General features: G+C 43.8%; 20 protein-coding genes and 1 other RNA gene. 9 read left to right on the top strand and 12 right to left on the bottom strand.

The features are described from left to right. Positions 1–4: 4 nt before the first annotated feature. Positions 5–403 (bottom strand): protein YgfX, encoded by a 399-nt coding sequence (locus OCV24_RS20770; protein ID WP_315897552.1) that lies wholly within the window; start codon positions 401–403, stop codon positions 5–7. Continuing rightward, positions 372–632 (bottom strand): FAD assembly factor SdhE, encoded by a 261-nt coding sequence (locus tag OCV24_RS02400; RefSeq protein ID WP_004735374.1) that lies wholly within the window; start codon positions 630–632, stop codon positions 372–374. The genes OCV24_RS20770 and OCV24_RS02400 overlap by 32 nt, the downstream gene beginning before the upstream one ends. Before the next feature lie 167 nt (positions 633–799). Between OCV24_RS02400 and ygfZ the strand changes: the two genes are divergently transcribed. The 3 genes from ygfZ to OCV24_RS02385 all read left to right on the top strand — a co-directional run bounded on the left by ygfZ (position 800) and on the right by OCV24_RS02385 (position 3005). After that, positions 800–1771: a tRNA-modifying protein YgfZ gene (ygfZ, locus tag OCV24_RS02395; protein WP_017056558.1), complete on the top strand. Its 972-nt coding sequence runs from the start codon at positions 800–802 to the stop codon at positions 1769–1771. A 4-nt stretch (positions 1772–1775) separates the two neighbouring features. Continuing rightward, positions 1776–2237: an aminoacyl-tRNA deacylase gene (locus tag OCV24_RS02390; protein ID WP_046223283.1), complete on the top strand. Its 462-nt coding sequence runs from the start codon at positions 1776–1778 to the stop codon at positions 2235–2237. A 561-nt stretch (positions 2238–2798) separates the two neighbouring features. Beyond that, on the top strand, positions 2799–3005 hold the full coding sequence (locus OCV24_RS02385; RefSeq protein WP_009847660.1) for a DUF1107 domain-containing protein: 207 nt from the start codon (positions 2799–2801) through the stop codon (positions 3003–3005). A 115-nt stretch (positions 3006–3120) separates the two neighbouring features. On the opposite strand, the gene OCV24_RS02380 is transcribed toward OCV24_RS02385, so the two are convergent. From OCV24_RS02380 to OCV24_RS02370, 3 genes are read right to left on the bottom strand one after another with little or no spacing between them, the layout of a single operon-like run. Continuing rightward, positions 3121–4344 (bottom strand): FAD-dependent 2-octaprenylphenol hydroxylase, encoded by a 1224-nt coding sequence (locus tag OCV24_RS02380; RefSeq protein ID WP_017056556.1) that lies wholly within the window; start codon positions 4342–4344, stop codon positions 3121–3123. A gap of 11 nt (positions 4345–4355) precedes the next feature. Continuing rightward, on the bottom strand, positions 4356–5534 hold the full coding sequence (gene ubiH, locus OCV24_RS02375) for a 2-octaprenyl-6-methoxyphenyl hydroxylase (RefSeq protein ID WP_046223280.1): 1179 nt from the start codon (positions 5532–5534) through the stop codon (positions 4356–4358). A gap of 23 nt (positions 5535–5557) precedes the next feature. After that, positions 5558–6133 (bottom strand): YecA/YgfB family protein, encoded by a 576-nt coding sequence (locus OCV24_RS02370; protein ID WP_046223279.1) that lies wholly within the window; start codon positions 6131–6133, stop codon positions 5558–5560. A 308-nt stretch (positions 6134–6441) separates the two neighbouring features. On the opposite strand from OCV24_RS02370, the gene zapA reads away from it, so the two are divergent. From zapA to serA, 5 genes are all read left to right on the top strand, one after another. Beyond that, positions 6442–6750 carry a cell division protein ZapA gene (zapA, locus tag OCV24_RS02365; protein WP_004735366.1) on the top strand — a complete coding sequence of 103 codons (309 nt, stop codon included), beginning with the start codon at positions 6442–6444 and terminating at the stop codon, positions 6748–6750. Positions 6751–6761: 11 nt separating this feature from the next. After that, a non-coding RNA gene (gene ssrS, locus OCV24_RS02360) (6S RNA) lies at positions 6762–6945 on the top strand. A 6-nt stretch (positions 6946–6951) separates the two neighbouring features. Further along, the gene (locus OCV24_RS02355; protein WP_102508293.1) at positions 6952–7551 is read left to right on the top strand and encodes a 5-formyltetrahydrofolate cyclo-ligase; all 600 of its coding nucleotides are present in this window, start codon (positions 6952–6954) and stop codon (positions 7549–7551) included. A gap of 102 nt (positions 7552–7653) precedes the next feature. After that, positions 7654–8310, top strand: coding sequence for a ribose-5-phosphate isomerase RpiA (gene rpiA, locus OCV24_RS02350; RefSeq protein ID WP_046223277.1), 657 nt, complete (start codon positions 7654–7656; stop codon positions 8308–8310). Positions 8311–8570: 260 nt separating this feature from the next. After that, positions 8571–9800, top strand: a complete 1230-nt coding sequence (serA, locus tag OCV24_RS02345; protein WP_017056551.1) for a phosphoglycerate dehydrogenase — start codon at positions 8571–8573, stop codon at positions 9798–9800. Positions 9801–9913: 113 nt separating this feature from the next. Here serA and OCV24_RS02340 read toward each other — a convergent pair whose 3' ends face one another. Then, positions 9914–10627 carry an oxidative stress defense protein gene (locus OCV24_RS02340; RefSeq protein WP_017056550.1) on the bottom strand — a complete coding sequence of 238 codons (714 nt, stop codon included), beginning with the start codon at positions 10625–10627 and terminating at the stop codon, positions 9914–9916. Between the two features lie 110 nt (positions 10628–10737). Continuing rightward, positions 10738–11634, bottom strand: coding sequence for a LysR family transcriptional regulator ArgP (locus OCV24_RS02335; protein WP_150878387.1), 897 nt, complete (start codon positions 11632–11634; stop codon positions 10738–10740). A gap of 142 nt (positions 11635–11776) precedes the next feature. Here OCV24_RS02335 and OCV24_RS02330 point away from each other — a divergent pair, with 142 nt between their 5' ends. Beyond that, positions 11777–12415 (top strand): LysE/ArgO family amino acid transporter, encoded by a 639-nt coding sequence (locus OCV24_RS02330; protein ID WP_017056548.1) that lies wholly within the window; start codon positions 11777–11779, stop codon positions 12413–12415. A 59-nt stretch (positions 12416–12474) separates the two neighbouring features. Here the strand turns inward: OCV24_RS02330 and OCV24_RS02325 are convergent, their stop codons facing one another. From OCV24_RS02325 to epd, 5 genes are all read right to left on the bottom strand, one after another. Continuing rightward, entirely contained in the window at positions 12475–12996 is a 522-nt protein-coding gene (locus OCV24_RS02325) for a TetR/AcrR family transcriptional regulator (RefSeq protein WP_150878389.1), read from the bottom strand. A 464-nt stretch (positions 12997–13460) separates the two neighbouring features. Next, on the bottom strand, positions 13461–14327 hold the full coding sequence (gene mscS / locus OCV24_RS02320; RefSeq protein WP_017056545.1) for a small-conductance mechanosensitive channel MscS: 867 nt from the start codon (positions 14325–14327) through the stop codon (positions 13461–13463). Between the two features lie 377 nt (positions 14328–14704). Beyond that, positions 14705–15781, bottom strand: a complete 1077-nt coding sequence (gene fbaA, locus OCV24_RS02315; RefSeq protein ID WP_017056544.1) for a class II fructose-bisphosphate aldolase — start codon at positions 15779–15781, stop codon at positions 14705–14707. Between the two features lie 155 nt (positions 15782–15936). Further along, entirely contained in the window at positions 15937–17100 is a 1164-nt protein-coding gene (locus OCV24_RS02310) for a phosphoglycerate kinase (RefSeq protein WP_150878393.1), read from the bottom strand. Positions 17101–17265: 165 nt separating this feature from the next. Next, positions 17266–18315, bottom strand: a complete 1050-nt coding sequence (gene epd, locus OCV24_RS02305) for an erythrose-4-phosphate dehydrogenase (RefSeq protein WP_029222970.1) — start codon at positions 18313–18315, stop codon at positions 17266–17268. Positions 18316–18435: the final 120 nt, after the last annotated feature.

Genomic DNA, 18435 nt, shown 5'->3' with positions numbered 1-18435 from the left:
TCATCTAGCGCTCTCGTTGTAAGAGTGCCAGAAAATGACGATACTCACGCTCACGACAGCTGTCTCGCCATAGTAAGACAGAGTGTCCACACTCGAATTGCAGTTTGACAAAGAACTGTGCCCAGGCTTTGTCAACGGACTTTAATTTATAACGTTGGTCATTCAGCTTTATCTCACCATCGTCTTTATAATCAAAATGCCCATAAGCGGAATTCAATATCACATTATTTGTTCGAAACAAGTTGATCATTAAAGGCAAGCAATAGAGGCTAATAACGAGCGGAATGGAAGAAAGAACAATGAAAAACAAAAGGCACCCAAAAATAGTGCCTTTTGCGAATGATGCTGAATATGAAGGGTTAAGCTGAAGCTTAACGAACCTTGCTGAGGTTATGTGCGACAATTTTATCAACCATTGATGCGTGACCTAAGTTCTCACTGCGTCCATGTCCCATTACCCAAGTAAACAGATCTGGATCATCACACTCTAGTAGAGAAACAAACTCGCGCTGCTCCTGCTCTTGCAATGAATCAAAACACTCTTCAAAAAATGGCATGATGACAACATCAAGTTCTAACATGCCCCGACGGCAACCCCATTTAATTCGTGCTTTCTGCTCTGCAGTGTACATTGGCTATCCTCACCTATAATTTTGCTTTCTCAGAGTGTAACAAGTCAGGCGCCCTGCAACTACTATGTGAGTCACAGTCCCTATCTAAGCTCACAAAAAAACCTAGGCTGACAAAGAAACAGAACCGGATTAACATAGAGGAAAACAAAATTCTTAGGAAAGATAATATGGATTGGAAAAATACATTTCAGCCGCTCGCTCATACACAAAATGATTCGCTTCCAGAACTAATGATGACACACGTGTCTGACTGGAGTGCCATTACCATGGTAGGCGATGACAAAAAATCATACTTGCAAGGTCAAATTACATGTGATGTCGTCACTCTTCCTAGTGATGAATCCACATTAGGCGCGCACTGCGATGCAAAAGGAAAGGTATGGAGCATCTTTCGTTTATTCCACCACAATGGTGGCTACGCACTCATGCAACCTAAATCTGCTATTGAGATCGAATTAGTTGAAATCAAGAAGTATGCCGTATTCTCTAAGGTCGATATCGAACAAACGTCTGACGTTGTTATCGGTGTGATGGGGGCGTCTGCGAATCAATACATTGATTCTATTTCAGAAAGCCAAGGCAATGTGCGTGCTATCTCTGGCGGCACAGCCGTCTTAGTATCAGACAACCGTTGGGCTCTGCTTGTTACAGAAGAAGCCGCTGAAGCCTTGGTATCAAGCAGCACTGCGGAAAAAGTATCAGAGGCGTTATGGCAGTATCATGAGATTCTTGATGCTCAGCCTAATCTATCGAAAGCAGAGCAAAACGAACACATCCCGCAAGCATTGAACCTACATGCTCTTGGCGGCATTAGCTTTTCAAAGGGTTGTTACACAGGTCAAGAAACCGTAGCTCGCGCCAAGTATCGTGGCATGAACAAACGTGAGATGCGTATTGTTTCAGGCACAACAGCGGACGTGTTGTCTCTAGAAAGTCCTATTGAACTAGAGCGTAGCGTTGGTGAGAACTGGCGTAGTGCTGGCCGACTCTTAAACGTATATCAATTTTCTGATAACCAAGCGATTGGTTTGATGGTGTTACCAAACAACCTTGATGACGATGTTCAGCTTCGATTGACTGCACAACCTGATCAAACGTGGAACATCCTACCATTGCCTTATAGCCTCGACGAAGAGTAATCACGTGGAAACACCGATTACACAATGGCTGGATCAACAGCAGGTGAACTATCGCCTGCTGATGCAAAGCAAACCAACCACCAGCATCGAAGAAACAGCACAAGAACGAGGTATCGACACCTCTCAAATGGTGAAGTGCATCCTGCTGAAAGATATGGGTAACCAGTATGCGTTGGCTTGTACTACTGGTAATCGCTCTGTCGACCCCAAGAAAGTACGTTCGCTACTGAATTACCGCCGAATGACCTGCGTATCACTCAATGATGTTGAGGCCATCACCGGCTTTAAAGTTGGATGTGTTGGCCCTCTAGTCCTAAAAAGACATATGCCGATCATTTTTGATCCTTCCATTCAGAACAACTCAACCGTGACTATTAGCTCAGGTGATCGAATGGCTGGTGTAGCAATGGAACTCAATGATCTTATGGCCCTATGCGTACCGATCGTTGCAGACATCAGTCGATGATCCTCTCGTTCGCGTCATAGATCGCAAACTTCATCCTATTATTTCATTGAGTACATTTTTAGTGTGAGCTTCATCATAAGAAGAACACGCCATAAATAAATAGTTAATCAAAATAAAAGCATAAGTAGTCAAAAGATAAGATTTACGTTATTGTAATTTTGCTGACTAGCCTTTAGGTAATCAGTATAAGTGAATCCACTGAGTAATATCAGTATCCACTTTTGTGTAATGCATCTGTGACTATTCGCCCGTTTTAGACGGGCTTTTTTTTGTCCAAAATTTACAATTTGATTACACAAACAAAAAAATCCCGCCTATTCTTATATTTGTAACATTGTCACTGCTTAATACCGGACAGGAAAGTTTACGGCAGTTCACTACTCAGCATTATTTTGGGGAGGAGCTCACGTAAAAAAAGATATTTACTGAAGAAAGTGCTTCGAACAGCACAAATATCTAATTAACGTCAAACCGACTGCGTATTACTCCATTCTTATCACAATTATGATCTCGGAGTTTTTCTATAATATGCAGGCTAAGTAAATATAAGGATAATTAAGAATGAGACTGTTTAAGCGCTATACACCGAGTATGATTGCTAAACATGTAAGTCGACTTTTCAAAGGACGAATCTACATTTACGGCGTCGGGAAATTTGAGTTTGATAACGGCAAGCTAGTCCTGCCAGATCGAGCAGAGAAACGCCACTTTCAAACGGTGAAAGAAATAAATAGTGAAATCATGAAGCTGCGCTGTGCTTACGCCTAATCTGATTATCTAAAGAATTCAAAACAAAAAGGGTTGGCATGTGCCAACCCTTTTTTCGTACTCATGACGCTGAGAGTTACTCTCTGGCGTTAGTTCAGGTGAGAGCATTGAACGACTACCGATGAGTCACTGGACGCTTCGCTAACTCAGGAAGATTTCCTGATAGACCAAGTGCCCGCTTCATTATTTCATCTTTCGCACCAGGTAGTTGGCCGGCCAGTTTCATACCAATGCCACGAATCAGCTTCTTCGCTGGATTGTCGCCTTCAAACAGATCTTTAAAGCCCTGCATGGAAGCAATCATCTTCGCCGCTTCTGCTTTTCTCCAGCGCTCATAACTGCGTAGGTTGCGCTTGGCACCAATGTCCTCGCCAGCGGCCCACAGCTTTAACAACTCTTGCGCTAAACTTGCAGCATCTAATAGGCCAAGGTTAACGCCCTGCCCTGCTAATGGATGAATAGTATGAGCAGCATCACCAACCAAAGCCACACGCTCTACCGCAAAGTCACGTGCATAACGCATCCGCAGTGGGAAGGCAAAACGGTCACCAACCACTTCGCATAATCCAAGCTTCGAATCGAACTCTGCCGTTAGTTGTTTATTGAATTCAGCATCCGACATGGACACAAGATTCTCGGCACGATTAGGTTCGGTAGACCAAACAATCGAGCTCATGTTGCCCGGCTGCATTGGTAAGAATGCCAGTGGGCCTTGGGGTGTGAATATTTGACGAGCAACACTGTGGTGCGGCTCTGTTGTTTTAATGTTGGCGACAATCGCACTGTGACCGTAATCCCAATGCGTCAGCGGAATATCTTGTTGTTTACGAACCCAAGAGTTTGCGCCGTCCGCTCCAACAACTAACTTAGCTGTCAGCGCTTGACCATTGTCTAATGTTAACCAAGCTTCACTTTCACCGATCGCCATCGTTTTGCATGTCGCTGGCATGTAGAGGCTTACGTTGTCCTGCTTCTTAACCTGATCAAGCAACGCTAATTGAATCACTCGATTTTCAACAATATGGCCTAGGTTAGGCTGTGCCAAGCGTGTTGAGTCAAACTCGATACGAGCGAAGCTGTCTTGCTCCCACACTTCCATCGCTTGATAAGGTGCGGCGCGTCTTTGTTCAATGCCTTGCCAAGCACCTAAATTACGCAGAATCGATTCGCTCGAACGACTCAGAGCCGATACTCGAACATCCGGCAATTCGTTCAGGCCTTCGCTAGGTGCTTTGCCCTCAATCACGGCAATTCTTAGATCACTGTCTTTCAACGCAGCCGCGAGCGCTAGGCCAACCATGCCACCACCAACAATCGCGATATCAACACTTTGCATCATTATTTATTACCTTATCTTTCTACTAGGCCAAGCGTATGACGCAAAAGTGGACCTTTAAGTGGTGGAAGGTTATCCATGACAGCTAACCCCAGATTACGCCCGATACGAGCGGTTAAAAATTCGTTTGAGAACAGATGAACGAGACTTGATGTCAGCGTGATCGTTGCGTCTCTGTCTTGTTCTCTACGCTTTCTAAAGTTAACAAGACCTGTGTAACGGCCTACATCATCCAACTGACAACACAACTCTTCAGCCAAGGAAGCCACATCTCGGATACCTAGATTAAAGCCTTGACCGGCAATGGGGTGAAGCGTTTGCGCTGCATTACCAACAATGGCGAATCGATGTGACACGTTCTGCTGTCGATGGCGAAGAAGCAATGGGTAGCTAGCACGCTTACCAACCTTCTCTAATCGACCCAGTCGCCAACCAAAGTCACACTGAAGCTGCTCAAGGAATTCGTTGTCGTTAAAAGTCATGACTTTATCGGCTTGGTCCGGCGGCATACACCAAACCAGAGACAAACGATTATCGCTCATCGGCAGTAGAGCAACTGGCCCATGATGAGTAAAACGCTCAAATGCGCGGCCTTGATGGGGTTCGCTAGCCACGATATTGGCAATCACAGCGACTTGTTCAAAGTCATGCTCACTCAATGGGATATTAAGTTGCTGACAACAGGTTGAAATTGCACCGTCGGCCGCAACTAATAACTTAGCCGTAATGGTTTGTCCACTATTGAGGTCGACAGTCGTCAGTGATTCACTGCGCTCGATTTTCGCAACCGAATCAGGACACAACATCGTAATTGCCGCTTCTGATTCCAGCTTCTGCTGATAAACTCGACCAACATCCGCTAACTCGACCACATAGCCAAGTGCATCTACAGCCAGTTCTTCACTGTAGATATCCGTCATTCCGGCATGGCCTCTATCCGATACATGGATATCTTTAATCGGAGAAGCCACGGAAGCGATAGATTGCCACAAGCGCAATGAATCGAGAATCTGTACCGTGCCATAAGACAAAGCAATCGAACGAGAATCAAACCCTGGGTGAGCTTGATGATCAACCTGATAAGGTTCAACAACCGCAATCGATAGCGAACCTTGGCTTAGGTGATTCAGAGCAAGGGCTAAAGTTGTCCCCGCCATTGCGCCACCCGCAATTACAACATCATACTGAGCCATCATAACCTCAAATCGACAAACGATTAGTGAATGGTTGGCGCCGCATCTTCAGATGGGCGTGCACCAAATTCAGCATGAATCGTTAGTGCACACGCTTTTACGTGCTCAATAACGTGCTCTAGAAGCTGCGCTTGCTCTTCCAGATCATCTTCCTCGTCAATGCCTAGCTTCGCCATCTCTTCAAGATCCGCCAACGCTTCTTTAGCGCCATCAGACGCTTTGTTTAATTGAGCGCCAACAAGACCCAAGCCTGAAATAAAATGATTAATCCAATCAGATACGCCGTCAGCCAGATCAAAAATACTCGCGCTTGCGTCCTCATCCGGCAATAACATAGACAGCTCCATGCCTGAGCCTGTAATTTCGCTGGTTGTTACTTTCAGTGTTGCTTCCGCTAAAGTTAACGCGCGATCTGGCCAGCCCATACCTTCGTTGGTGTAATCGAAGATCAATGGTTGCCAGCTTTTATCTGCAAGGTTTAAGCCTCCGCTTAACATACCCGTTAATAAACCATGCATCTCAGCAGGGGTAACGGCTAGACTTGCCGATTGAAGTTCAGTCGCAACCGTTAGGTAGTCAGGTAAAGTAGTTTCGCTCATCAGATAGCTCGCTCAGTTATTCTTTATATCGATAGTATAATCGTACCACTTCACCCCAATTCTGGTAAGCGTCGATCCCTAGCAATTGAAGAGTGACTGACTAGCAATTGTTCAATTTGCTGAATTACTGTGTGCTCAAGCTCTCATTTACAAACAGTCACTCTGAAAAGCTTGAATCTTAATAGCGGTTTACCTATAGTTTCTCCCTCAGAGGAGATTGCTTCCTCATCGGTACTTGCACTTTTTCTTTCTCAAAAAATGGCAAAGAGCAACAGCCTTAAAATAGCGCGTTAAAGAGTTCATCCATCATGAGTAATCAAGCGGTAGACGTTGAAATATTAGGAAAACTGACTCGTGTGAATTGTCCACCAGGGCAAGAAGAGTCATTGATTGCAGCGGCGGCCGATCTCGATAATCGATTGAAAGAGATGGCTGAACGTACTAAGGTAACCAATGAAGTAAAGCTGCTGACTATCGCAGCTCTGAACATTTGCTACGAATTACAAACCAAGAAGTTTGAAGCAAATGATGAACAAAACGCACTGACCGAGCGCATGGAACAGCTCACGACATCACTTTCGGATGTTCTCAGTAAAGTTAAGCACGGACAGCAATAGCGTACACAAAATTTACCCTGGAGTGTTTGTCAGAGGATTCACGTCCCCGAGCCGATAAGCAATCCCTAAGGGTTAGTACTTGAATGCTATTGAGCATGCTCGGCCCGACCGAGAAGCCTACGGTAATCATTGCTGACCCGCCTTGAACTCGCTGGTTCAAGGGCCATCTATTCTCAACGGCACTTTGGGGTATCCCTTCTTATGAAGACGCTCACACGCAGCGAATTTCGCAAACAGATCCGTATCAAACGCAATGCCTTATCTGGCGAACAACAAACTCAATCCGGTTTAGACCTCGTTAAGCAGTGCATGCAGCTTGATGATATTCAGTCTGCTCAGCATATTGCTCTTTATATTTCGATTGATGGCGAACTCGATACTCAGCCTTTAGTCGAATGGTTATGGGCGCAAGGTAAGCAAACTTATTTACCAGTATTGCACCCTTTCTCTGCCGGACATCTGCTGTTCCTGCACTACTCGCCAACCACACCCACGGTTTTGAATAAATACGGCATTGTCGAACCTCAGCTCAATCAATTGCTCGTTAAGCCGTGCCAACAACTCGACCTTATTCTTACACCACTGGTGGGCTTTGACTCTCAAGGGCATCGCTTAGGCATGGGCGGCGGATATTATGATCGTACTTTGGCTCAATGGTTTGAAACTGGCGAAGGTGCAACGCCAATTGGTTTGGCTCATGATTGCCAGCATGTTGATTCCCTACCGATTGAAGAATGGGACATTCCTTTACCTAAAATAGTGACTCCGAGTAAAACTTGGCAATGGGAAAACAACTATTAAAGCGCTATAATCGCGCCGCAAACGTTAACCTCAAGATATAAACGTTAACTTCAATACGCGAACGATTAATTCAAAGCGCAAGACCTTATTCAGGAGAATGGCATGACTCAAGATGAAATGAAAAAAGCGGCTGGCTGGGCAGCACTTCAATATGTTGAAGAAGGCAGCATTGTCGGTGTAGGTACTGGCTCAACAGTAAATCACTTCATCGACGCACTTGGCACAATGAAAGACAAAATCAAAGGTGCGGTTTCAAGCTCTGTAGCCTCTACTGAAAAACTAGAAGCGCTAGAAATCAAAGTATTTGAGTGTAATGACGTATTCAAACTAGACGTTTACGTTGATGGTGCAGATGAAATTAACGCTTCACGCGACATGATCAAAGGCGGCGGTGCTGCTTTGACTCGTGAAAAAATCGTAGCGGCTATCTCAGACAAGTTTATTTGTATCGTAGATGGCACGAAAGCGGTTGATGTTTTGGGCAAATTCCCTCTTCCTGTTGAAGTTATTCCAATGGCACGCTCATACGTAGCTCGCGAGCTAGTGAAACTTGGTGGTGACCCAGTTTACCGCGACGGTTGCACAACAGATAACGGTAACATGATCCTAGACGTGTACGGCATGGCGATCGAAAACCCAAAACAATTAGAAGATAATATCAATGCTATCGCTGGTGTAGTTACAGTTGGTCTGTTTGCTCACCGCGGCGCAGATGTGGTGATCACTGGCACGCCTGAAGGTGCAAAAATAGAAGAATAAATACCAAGAGATTGAGTTTTTCTGTTACTTCATTACATACGGTGCCCAAGGGCGCCGTTTTTTTGCTTTGTACCCGTAAAATTATGTCTTATTCCGTAATTTTCTTACCCAAAACATTTTTTTTTTGTTACTTTATTGTTCAGAAGACGCACAAGGAAAACGTTTGTCTCCTGACAAAATGGTGAATTAGTTCCCCTCTCAGCCATTTTGTTGCACGTGCGCCGCATTTGCCCCACCTTTCCACTTTAAGGACGAGAACAATGGCCAAAGTTTCACTGGAAAAAGACAAAATAAAAATTCTACTTCTAGAAGGTCTTCACCCTTCTTCTGTAGAAGTACTGCAAGCCGCTGGTTATACCAATATTGAGTATCATAAAGGCTCATTACCAGAAGATGAGCTTCTTGAGGCTGTTAAAGATGTTCACTTCATTGGTATTCGTTCTCGCACAAACATCTCTCAAGAAGTTATTGATGCGGCTGAAAAGCTTGTTGCTGTCGGCTGCTTCTGTATCGGTACAAACCAAGTAAACCTTCAAGCTGCGGCGAAGCGCGGTATTCCTGTATTCAATGCGCCATTCTCAAATACACGAAGTGTTGCTGAATTGGTTCTTGGTCAGATTTTATTACTATTACGTGGTATCCCAGAAAAGAACGCTCTCGCTCACCGTGGCATTTGGAAGAAGAGTGCAGATAACTCTTACGAAGCTCGTGGTAAGCGTTTAGGTATTATTGGCTACGGTCACATTGGTACTCAACTGGGTATTATTGCGGAAAATCTTGGGATGCGAGTTTACTTCTATGACATCGAGAACAAACTGTCTTTGGGTAACGCAACGCAAGTTCATACCATGACTGAATTGCTAAACAAGTGCGACGTGATCTCTTTGCACATACCTGAAACCAAAGAAACTAAGAACATGATGGGGAAAGAAGAGTTCGAGCGAATGAAGCCTGGCTCTATCTTTATTAATGCGGCACGTGGCACTGTGGTTGATATCCCTGCTCTGTGTGGTGCTCTAGATTCTGGTCACCTTGCTGGTGCAGCGATCGACGTTTTCCCAACAGAACCAAAAACCAATGCAGACCCATTTGAGTCTCCATTAATGCAGTTCGACAATGTCATCTTGACTCCTCACGTAGGTGGTTCAACACAAGAAGCACAAGAGAATATTGGTGTAGAAGTAGCAGGTAAGCTAGCGAAATACTCTGATAACGGCTCAACGCTATCAAGTGTTAACTTCCCAGAAGTATCACTGCCATTGCATACTGGAACGTCTCGCTTGCTCCATATCCACGAAAACCGTCCTGGCATTCTAACTCAGATCAACACCATCTTCGCAGAAGAAGGCATCAACATCGCAGGTCAGTACTTACAGACGGCGGCAGATATGGGTTATGTGGTTATTGATGTAGAAGCAAATCGTTCAGAAGAAGCACTGGCTAAACTGAAAGAGATCGAAGGCACAATCCGCGCTCGTCTACTTCACTAATCATCAAACTCGATAATTAGTAAAAAGGCTCTCATAATGAGAGCCTTTTTAGTATTTGGCCTATCGTAGGTAATTAGATCATAGTGATCTAATACCTCTCAGATGTGTGTTCCCTATTCTTCTAGTTGATAGATCACATTAACACGATCGCGGATAGTGATCGTTGAATCTTCATAAGAGTTCGACTCTGTTCTCGCATCCATCGCCATTGAGCGCATTAGCACGGGCTGAGAAGATTGTGCGTTGTAATCTACACGCCATACATCACCTAACTCACGTTCAAAACCACTCGCTAGCGACTTAGCTTTCAACCTTGCATCTTTAATTGCTTCTAAGCGCGCTTGTTCTTGGTACTTAGCTTCGTCACGAACCTGAAGCTGAATATTATCGATCTGATTAATACCCTGCCCAATAGCAATATCCATGTACTCATTTAAGTTAGCTAAATCGTTCACTTGAACCGTCACGTTACGTGAAGCTCTATAGCCAACTAGCTCAGGCTTGCCATCTTTAGGGTAATGGTACTGAGGAGACAGATAGAGATTAGAGCTGTGTACACTCTCTTCCTTGACGCCTGCGTGATGCAGCTTGTTGAGGAAACCCGTTACAACTTTATCAACGGTTTTTTTTGCCTGTTCAGCCGTCATCGTCGATTCTACGACTCTAACAGAAAATGTTGCCATATTAGGTGTCGCAACTACTTCACCATAGCCCGTCGTTGAAATATGCGGAAAAGAGGGAGAGTTTGCCAATGATGGAAAACTCACAGCACTCAACGCTGCAGTAAGAGTAAGAGACGTTACTAACATCTTTGGTGCAAACTTCATTAGGTAGACCTGTGCTAAGCAAATGTACTTTCATCATAGAGCAATTTGTCGTTTAGCCAATCCTAACATCTCATTTCTAACAGAACATTGACGATGAAAAAATCGACAGATTACTGAGACAAGTGGTTGTGAGCATAACTTAATATCGCTTGAGATATCTCTTTGAGCACCCCACTTTCTAACTGCCAGTGGTGCCAGTAGATGCGATAAGACAGCAGAAAACCAGGCGTGATATCAATCAATGCCCCAGACTCTAACTCATCAATGATCTGCAATCGAGGGATCAAACAGTAGGCAACACCTGATAAAGCCAAACGCACAAACGCTTCTGAGCTACCTACTGTATGATTGATCACACTGTCTCTTGGTACGTTAAAATGGTCATGCAGAAACTTCTTATGCAGGTCATCGTATTGGTCATAAGAGACCGCTGGTGCCTTGCTTAATGTAGCGTAGTTTACGCCCTCAGAAAAATAGCGCTGATGGAAGTCAGGGCTCGCCACACATACATAATCCATTCTGCCAAGATAATCAGCACTGCAGCCTGGAATCGCTTGAGACTCCAAACTGATCGCGCCGGCAACCTCACCGCTTTTTATCTTATCAATGGTTCTCGCCTCACCATGAATCGCGAGGTTCAGTTCCACTTGGCGAGACCTCATCACATCCGATAATGCTGGTAACAGCCATGTCGCCAAACTATCTGCGTTGGTTGCTATCGATATAGACAGAGGATGATGACCATCTTCATTCATTAATTCAGGGACAAATTCGTGCTCTAACAAACGAACCCGGCGATACAAACCCAATAACTTTTTACCCGCAGGGGTTGGCCTTGGCGGGTTTTCTCTCACCAAAGCAGGTTGAGCTAGCCACTTTTCCAGTTGTTTGATACGTTGAGACACCGCAGACTGGGAGATATATAACTGCTCCGCAGCCCTTTCGAAGCTCCGTTGTTTCACCACAGCATCCAGTGCTTCTATCCACTTATAATCCAATCCACGCATCAATTTGCTTCCTTTTTGAGCTAACTCAACATAACATTAGCAACTCTAATAATAGATTAAAATCATTAATTATACTTATTTAAAAAGTCAGAGTATCTTCGCCATATAGCACGTAAATATCGTTAAATCAGTGGAGGTTAAAATGAGTTTTTGGGTTTTATTACAAGGTTTTGGTCTAGGGGCAAGCATGATTATCCCTATTGGCGCTCAAAATGCGTACGTCTTAAATCAAGGGATAAAGCGCAACCATCATTTAACCACTGCGACAATTTGTAGCCTGCTCGACACTCTGTTTATCTCATTGGGTATTTTTGGTGGCGGTGCGATTTTGTCGCAAAACGAGTTGCTACTCACCTCAGTAACGTTAGGCGGTATCGCTTTTCTAACCGTGTATGGTTTGTTGTCGCTACGCAGTGCCTTTAAAGCGCCCTCAAACGAGGAGTCAAAAGGGGAGATACTGGCTCGTGGTAAGCGCACCGTTATTTTGGGTGCATTGGCGGTTACCGTATTAAACCCACACCTCTATTTGGATACCGTAGTGATTCTTGGTTCGATTGGCGGGCAGTTTGAAGGTAACGACAGAATTGCTTTTGCTATGGGGACTATCTTGGCTTCGTTCGTTTGGTTTTACTCTTTGTCATTGGGCGCAGCAAAGCTAGGTCCAACGCTATCTAAACCGAATGTTAAGAAAGGTATCGATATCGCAGTCGCAACCATAATGTTTGCCATTGCACTTGTGCTCGTTAATGGGCTGATTGAACAGTACTGGTTAACCGCTTAAAGAACCGAGATTACCGACCAAGCCAGACATGCCGTAAGTGACCCAATAATATAATGAAGCTACTCTAGAATGACTCGAATTTTATTGTTCAGTTCACTCAGCGCAGCTTCAAGGCTTGGTTCAGACTGGCTCAAGTGCTTTATCAAGGTCATGAAATAGCTATCAATAATCAATGGCATTTTTTCAGAAATAGATACACCGACATTAACCGTCTGAAAGAGTGCCTGATCAAAGGTGCGGTAATAGTCTAGATCCCAAATGACCTCTTTGAGTAACGCTCGACTTAACTCAACATTATCAAAATAATAGCGGTAGTAGCGTTCAATCAGCGAGATCCCAACATCCACAGTACACTTATCTTGCTCAGTGGCTAACACTTCCTGACCAATCTTTTCCAACTGCGATAGCATCCCTTCTCGCAGAATCGTCAACTTGGTTTCAAAATGACTAAACACCGTGCCATCAGCCACACTCGCGTGACGAGCGATCTGACGAGTTGTGGTGTTGTCATAACCATTCTCCCTAAACAACTCCCAAGCAGACGCTAAGATCTTCTGTTTCGTTATCTCTCTCTTACTCACGAAAATACACCCTTCTCAAATCAAGCTTGATCATACTCTTAGTGCTTTAATTTGACAAATTGAGCGCGCTCAATTATAAAAATGAGCATGCTCAATATAATTTTGGAGATACGGACATGATGAATATTTTAAACCGACTGGGACAAGTACTGATTTTTCTGCCCACGATCTTTTGCTTCTCTTACCTACTTCGACCACTACTGATGATAATTCTGATTCCCAACGGTTTATGTTTATTGGCGATTTTGGGAGGGCAAGAAGTAAGGAAGCCCTTATATGCGATGTTGAAAACATCATTGTGGCCGATGTCTAATCAAAAAAGAAAGCTGAGCATTAAGGCAGTAAACGATAAGAACGATTAACGAGTAGAAGGGTTAATATTGAGAACCCACAAAAAAGGCGGATAACCTAAGTTATCCGCCTTTCCTTATAAAAGCTTATAGCTATAAAAAACTAACTAGAAATTAAGCTTCTACTTTATTCATGTGTACATCCATTTGCGGGAATGGAATTTCGATACCTTCTTTATCCAAGCCTTCTTTGATTTCTTGCATCAGGTCGAAGTAAACATCCCAATACTCTGCAGTTTTAACCCATGGACGAACTACAAAGTTTACTGAAGAATCAGCTAGCGTATGGACACCAACTTTCACACCTGGCGTTTTTAATATACGTTCATCAGATTCACAGATCTTAGTCAGTAGTGCTTTTGTCTTCTGAAGATCAGCATTGTAAGAAACACCAATCATCAAATCAATACGACGAGTATTATGACGAGAGTAGTTTGTAATTGGGCTACCGATAACGCTACCATTTGGCACCACTACCATTTTGTTATCTGGCGTTGTTAGAACCGTTTGGAAGATCTGAATTGAATCAACCGAACCTGCTACACCACCAATTTCCACATAGTCACCAGACTTAAATGGACGGAACGCAACGATAAGTACACCAGCAGCAAAATTAGATAGTGAGCCTTGCAGCGCAAGACCTACAGCTAAACCTGCCGCACCAATTACAGCGACTACAGATGCAGTTTGAACACCTAAGCGACCAAGAGCAGCAATTAAGACAATAACAAACAACAAGTAACGAACTAAACCGTGGATAAACTCAACAACGGCTCGGTCCATCTTCTTCTTCTCAAGAACCTTGGACACGCTGTTCGCTACGGCTTTAACAACAAGGTTACCAATAAATAAAATTATCAGTGCTGAAATAATATTTACGCCATATTGGATAAATAGATCTGAATTATTTGTTAACCACTTCTCTGCGTGAGACAAGCTGTCCACAAGTGGGGTTTCAATTGATGTCGAACTATCAGCCATAATGTGCATCCTCTATATAATATGCTATGGGCTAAACTGCCTTAAGCCAAACTTACTAGACAACAAAGCAAACAGTTTAACTCCTGTTAAGTTATTGTGTTAAAAGTAAATAAAAGCCAAGTCCTTTTTATAAACTGAACCAAGTCCAGTTTTTCGGCACGATATCCTATCTTTGACAGATTGCAAAGTCATATTTATGCAAGCTTTTGAAAAATAAAACTTACCGATAAACACAAATACCGATAACTAAAAGACTACGAAATTTATGCACGGTAGGCTAGGGTTTTCACATATTTAATACAAGTTTTCATCAGGCATAAAAAAACCCGCTCATTAAGCGGGTTTCTTAAAACTCAAAGAGTACTTAATTCAAAGAATTATAGTACGTCTACAGCATTAAGGTCAGCAAATGCTTTCTCTAGACGAGCAACCATTGAAGCTTGACCTGCACGTAACCATACGCGTGGATCGTAGTACTTCTTGTTTGGAGCTGATTCGCCAGTTGGGTTACCGATTTGACCTTGTAGGAAATCGAAGTTGTCAGCAGAGTACTGACGGATACCGTCCCAAGTCGCCCACTGTGTATCAGTATCGATGTTCATTTTGATAACACCGTAACCGATAGACTCTTGGATTTCTGCTTCAGAAGAGCCAGAACCACCGTGGAATACGAAGTTTAGAGCGTTAGGTGCAATACCGAACTTCTCTGAACAGTATGCTTGAGAATCACGTAGGATAGTAGGAGTCAGTACAACGTTACCAGCTTGGTAAACACCGTGTACGTTGCCGAAAGAAGCAGCGATAGTGAAACGAGGGCTAACTTCCATTAGTTTCTCATAAGCGTACGCTACGTCTTCTGGAGAAGTGTAAAGTTCAGATGCGTCCATATCAGAGTTATCTACGCCGTCTTCTTCACCACCAGTACAACCAAGTTCGATCTCGATTGTCATGTTCATTTTAGCCATGCGCTCTAGGTACTTAGCACATGTTTCGATGTTCTCTTCTAGAGACTCTTCAGAAAGGTCTAGCATGTGAGAAGAGAATAGAGGCTTACCAGTTTGTGCGAAGAACTCTTCACCAGCGTCTAGTAGACCGTCGATCCATGGAAGAAGTTTTTTAGCAGCGTGGTCAGTGTGCAGGATAACTGGAACACCGTAAGCTTCAGCTACAGCGTGTACGTATTTTGCACCAGCTACAGCGCCAAGAACTTGTGCGCCTTGACCTTCAAGTTTAACGCCTTTACCTGCGAAGAATGCAGCGCCGCCGTTAGAGAACTGAACAACTACTGGTGATTTAACTTTAGCAGCTGCTTCTAGTACTGCGTTTACAGAGTCAGTACCAACAACGTTTACAGCAGGAAGAGCAAATTTGTTTTCTTTTGCTACTTCAAATACTTTCTGTACGTCATCGCCAGAAATCACACCAGGTTTTACAAAATCGAAGATCTTAGACATGGAAATAGTCCTATTTATTCTATCGTTTTAAGATTAAAAAACTTAAGTTCAAAAACTTGCAATCGTTTGCTCACAACTTATGCCATTCTAGCAAAAAAGTGTGATATGCAGCAAACGTTAAAAGGCGAGGTTCACATCTCGCCTTTCTAAATCAATTATGCTTTAGCACGCTCTTCAAGCATTGCTACTGCAGGAAGTACTTTACCTTCAACGAATTCAAGGAAAGCGCCACCGCCAGTAGAGATGTAAGAAACGTCAGCTTTGATACCGAACTTGTCGATAGCTGCTAGCGTGTCACCACCACCTGCTACAGAGAAACCTGCAGATTCAGCGATTGCTTTAGAGATACCAGCAGTACCCGCTTCGAAGTTCTTGAATTCGAATACGCCTACAGGGCCGTTCCAAAGGATAGTTTTCGCGTTACCGATGATTTCAGCTAGTGCTGCAGTTGAATCTGGGCCAAGGTCGAAGATCATGTCGTCGTCTTGAACTTCAGAAACGTGCTTGATTTCAGCTTCTGCGTTTTCGTCGAATGCTTTCGCACATGCAACGTCAGTCGCTACTGGGATAGCACACTCTTTCATTAGCTTCTGAGCCGTTTCAACTAGGTCGGCTTCGTATAGAGACTTACCTACGTTGTGGCCTTCAGCAGCGATGAATGTGTTCGCGATACCACCACCAACAACAAGTTGGTCAGCGATTTTAGATAGCGACTCAAGAACGGTTAGTTTAGTAGAAACTTTAGAACCACCAACGATAGCCACTAGCGGACGCTCTGGGTTGTCCATTGCTTTACCAAGCGCTTCAAGCTCAGCAGCTAGAAGAGGACCAGCACATGCTACAGGAGCGTAAGTACCTACACCGTGAGTAGAAGCTTGTGCACGGTGAGCTGTACCGAATGCATCCATTACAAAGATGTCACATAGTGCAGCGTATTGCTTAGAAAGTGCTTCTTCGTTTTTCTTCTCGCCTTTGTTAAAGCGAACGTTTTCAAGAACAACGAGTTCACCAGCGTTTAGCTCTAGGCCGTTAACGTAATCTTTCGCTAGCTTAACATCGCAGTCTAGTGCGTCGTTTAGGTAGTTAACTACAGGTGCTAGAGAGAACTCTTCGTTGTATTCGCCTTCAGTAGGACGACCAAGGTGAGAAGTAACCATAACTTTTGCGCCAGCGTCTAGGCAAAGTTTGATAGTTGGTAGAGATGCAAGGATGCGTGCATCTGAAGTTACTTTACCGTCTTTTACTGGTACGTTTAGGTCAGCACGAATAAATACGCGTTTACCTGCAAGTTCCAGGTCAGTCATCTTGATCACAGACATGTTTTGTCCTCTCAAATTTAAATAAATATAAAGTTTTGGAAACTCAGCAACCCTGCTAAGCCTATAAATTATTCAACTGGTAATTTTTAACTACTCATAATATGTGGATACTTTGTATTTATTTCAAGCTAAAAAATAAATAATCCACACATTTGCTTCTAGGTCTTACTTCTTGCCTTCAGAAGCTTGCATTGCAAGAACCGTATCCAGCATTCGGTTCGCAAAGCCCCATTCATTGTCACACCAAACCAGCATTTTCACTAAGGTGCCATTGCTCACTCGTGTTTGCGAACCATCAACGATTGCGCTATGGGGATCGTGATTAAAGTCAATGGAAACGAGCGGCGCTTCAGTATAGTCAACTATATTGTGTAATGTACACTGGGATGCATTAACAATGGTTTGATTTACGTCATTAACTTTCACATTTGTATTAATTGTGACACTTAAATCCATCGCGGTTACGTTTACCGTCGGCACACGCACAGATATCGCTTCGAACTTGTTAGAAAATTTCGGGAAGATTCTTTCAATACCTTTATGCAGTTTGGTATCGACAGGAATGATGGATTGGCTCGCCGCTCGAGTACGGCGAAGATCGCTGTGGTACGCATCGATCACTTGTTGATCATTCATTGAAGAGTGAATAGTCGTGATGGTACCGGACTCGATGCCAAAGGCGTCATCAAGAACCTTAATGATAGGGACAATACAGTTAGTGGTGCATGAACCATTGGAAACGATTCGATGGTCAGCTTCGATAGTATCGTGATTTACACCATAGATAATGGTGTTATCGAGGTCGTTAGCACCTGGATGTGAAAACAAGACTTTCTTCGCGCCAGCAGCGATGTGCGCAAGGCCGTCATCTCGGCAACCGTAAACACCAGTACAATCGAGAACAATATCGACTTCAAGATCACGCCAAGGCAACAGTTCAATATCAGCCAGATGTAAGATACGAATGGTATCAAACTCGCCTTTATCTTCAGCACCAATGCCATGATGAACATAGATGTGCTCTTGATCGTTAGAGATTTTCTTGCCGAAGCGGCCATGACTGGTGTCGTACTGCAATAGGTGAGCCATAGCGTCAGGCTGAGCAAGCTCATTGACAGCTACTACTTTGATTTGTTGGCTTTTGCCACTTTCATAGACAGCGCGCAATACATTACGCCCTATTCGTCCAAATCCATTTATCGCGACTTTTAGCATAGTTCCGTACATCTAACCAAAATTTCGTGTCACAGATACTACCTGATCAGGTTGAAAAGCGCACCTGTTGAATCATAGTAAAGTAGGATTAAAAAAGGCCGAGACAATGCTCAGCCTTAC

Source organism: Vibrio kanaloae, assembly GCF_024347535.1.
Lineage (GTDB): Bacteria > Pseudomonadota > Gammaproteobacteria > Enterobacterales > Vibrionaceae > Vibrio > Vibrio kanaloae.
The sequence above is the reverse complement of the archived record's forward strand: the minus strand, read 5'-3'. Positions and strand labels throughout refer to the sequence as shown.

Coding starts and splice junctions, on each gene's coding strand:
- OCV24_RS02380 (WP_017056556.1), bottom strand. CDS start 4,344: ATGATGCAAAGTGTTGATATCGCGATTGTTGGTGGTGGCATGGTTGGC.
- fbaA (WP_017056544.1), bottom strand. CDS start 15,781: ATGTCTAAGATCTTCGATTTTGTAAAACCTGGTGTGATTTCTGGCGAT.
- mscS (WP_017056545.1), bottom strand. CDS start 14,327: ATGGCTGATAGTTCGACATCAATTGAAACCCCACTTGTGGACAGCTTG.
- OCV24_RS02310 (WP_150878393.1), bottom strand. CDS start 17,100: ATGTCTGTGATCAAGATGACTGACCTGGAACTTGCAGGTAAACGCGTA.
- OCV24_RS02355 (WP_102508293.1), top strand. CDS start 6,952: ATGAAGACGCTCACACGCAGCGAATTTCGCAAACAGATCCGTATCAAA.
- OCV24_RS02340 (WP_017056550.1), bottom strand. CDS start 10,627: ATGAAGTTTGCACCAAAGATGTTAGTAACGTCTCTTACTCTTACTGCA.
- OCV24_RS02335 (WP_150878387.1), bottom strand. CDS start 11,634: ATGCGTGGATTGGATTATAAGTGGATAGAAGCACTGGATGCTGTGGTG.
- OCV24_RS02400 (WP_004735374.1), bottom strand. CDS start 632: ATGTACACTGCAGAGCAGAAAGCACGAATTAAATGGGGTTGCCGTCGG.
- OCV24_RS02370 (WP_046223279.1), bottom strand. CDS start 6,133: ATGAGCGAAACTACTTTACCTGACTACCTAACGGTTGCGACTGAACTT.
- serA (WP_017056551.1), top strand. CDS start 8,571: ATGGCCAAAGTTTCACTGGAAAAAGACAAAATAAAAATTCTACTTCTA.
- ygfZ (WP_017056558.1), top strand. CDS start 800: ATGGATTGGAAAAATACATTTCAGCCGCTCGCTCATACACAAAATGAT.
- rpiA (WP_046223277.1), top strand. CDS start 7,654: ATGACTCAAGATGAAATGAAAAAAGCGGCTGGCTGGGCAGCACTTCAA.
- OCV24_RS02330 (WP_017056548.1), top strand. CDS start 11,777: ATGAGTTTTTGGGTTTTATTACAAGGTTTTGGTCTAGGGGCAAGCATG.
- zapA (WP_004735366.1), top strand. CDS start 6,442: ATGAGTAATCAAGCGGTAGACGTTGAAATATTAGGAAAACTGACTCGT.
- OCV24_RS02385 (WP_009847660.1), top strand. CDS start 2,799: ATGAGACTGTTTAAGCGCTATACACCGAGTATGATTGCTAAACATGTA.
- epd (WP_029222970.1), bottom strand. CDS start 18,315: ATGCTAAAAGTCGCGATAAATGGATTTGGACGAATAGGGCGTAATGTA.
- ubiH (WP_046223280.1), bottom strand. CDS start 5,534: ATGGCTCAGTATGATGTTGTAATTGCGGGTGGCGCAATGGCGGGGACA.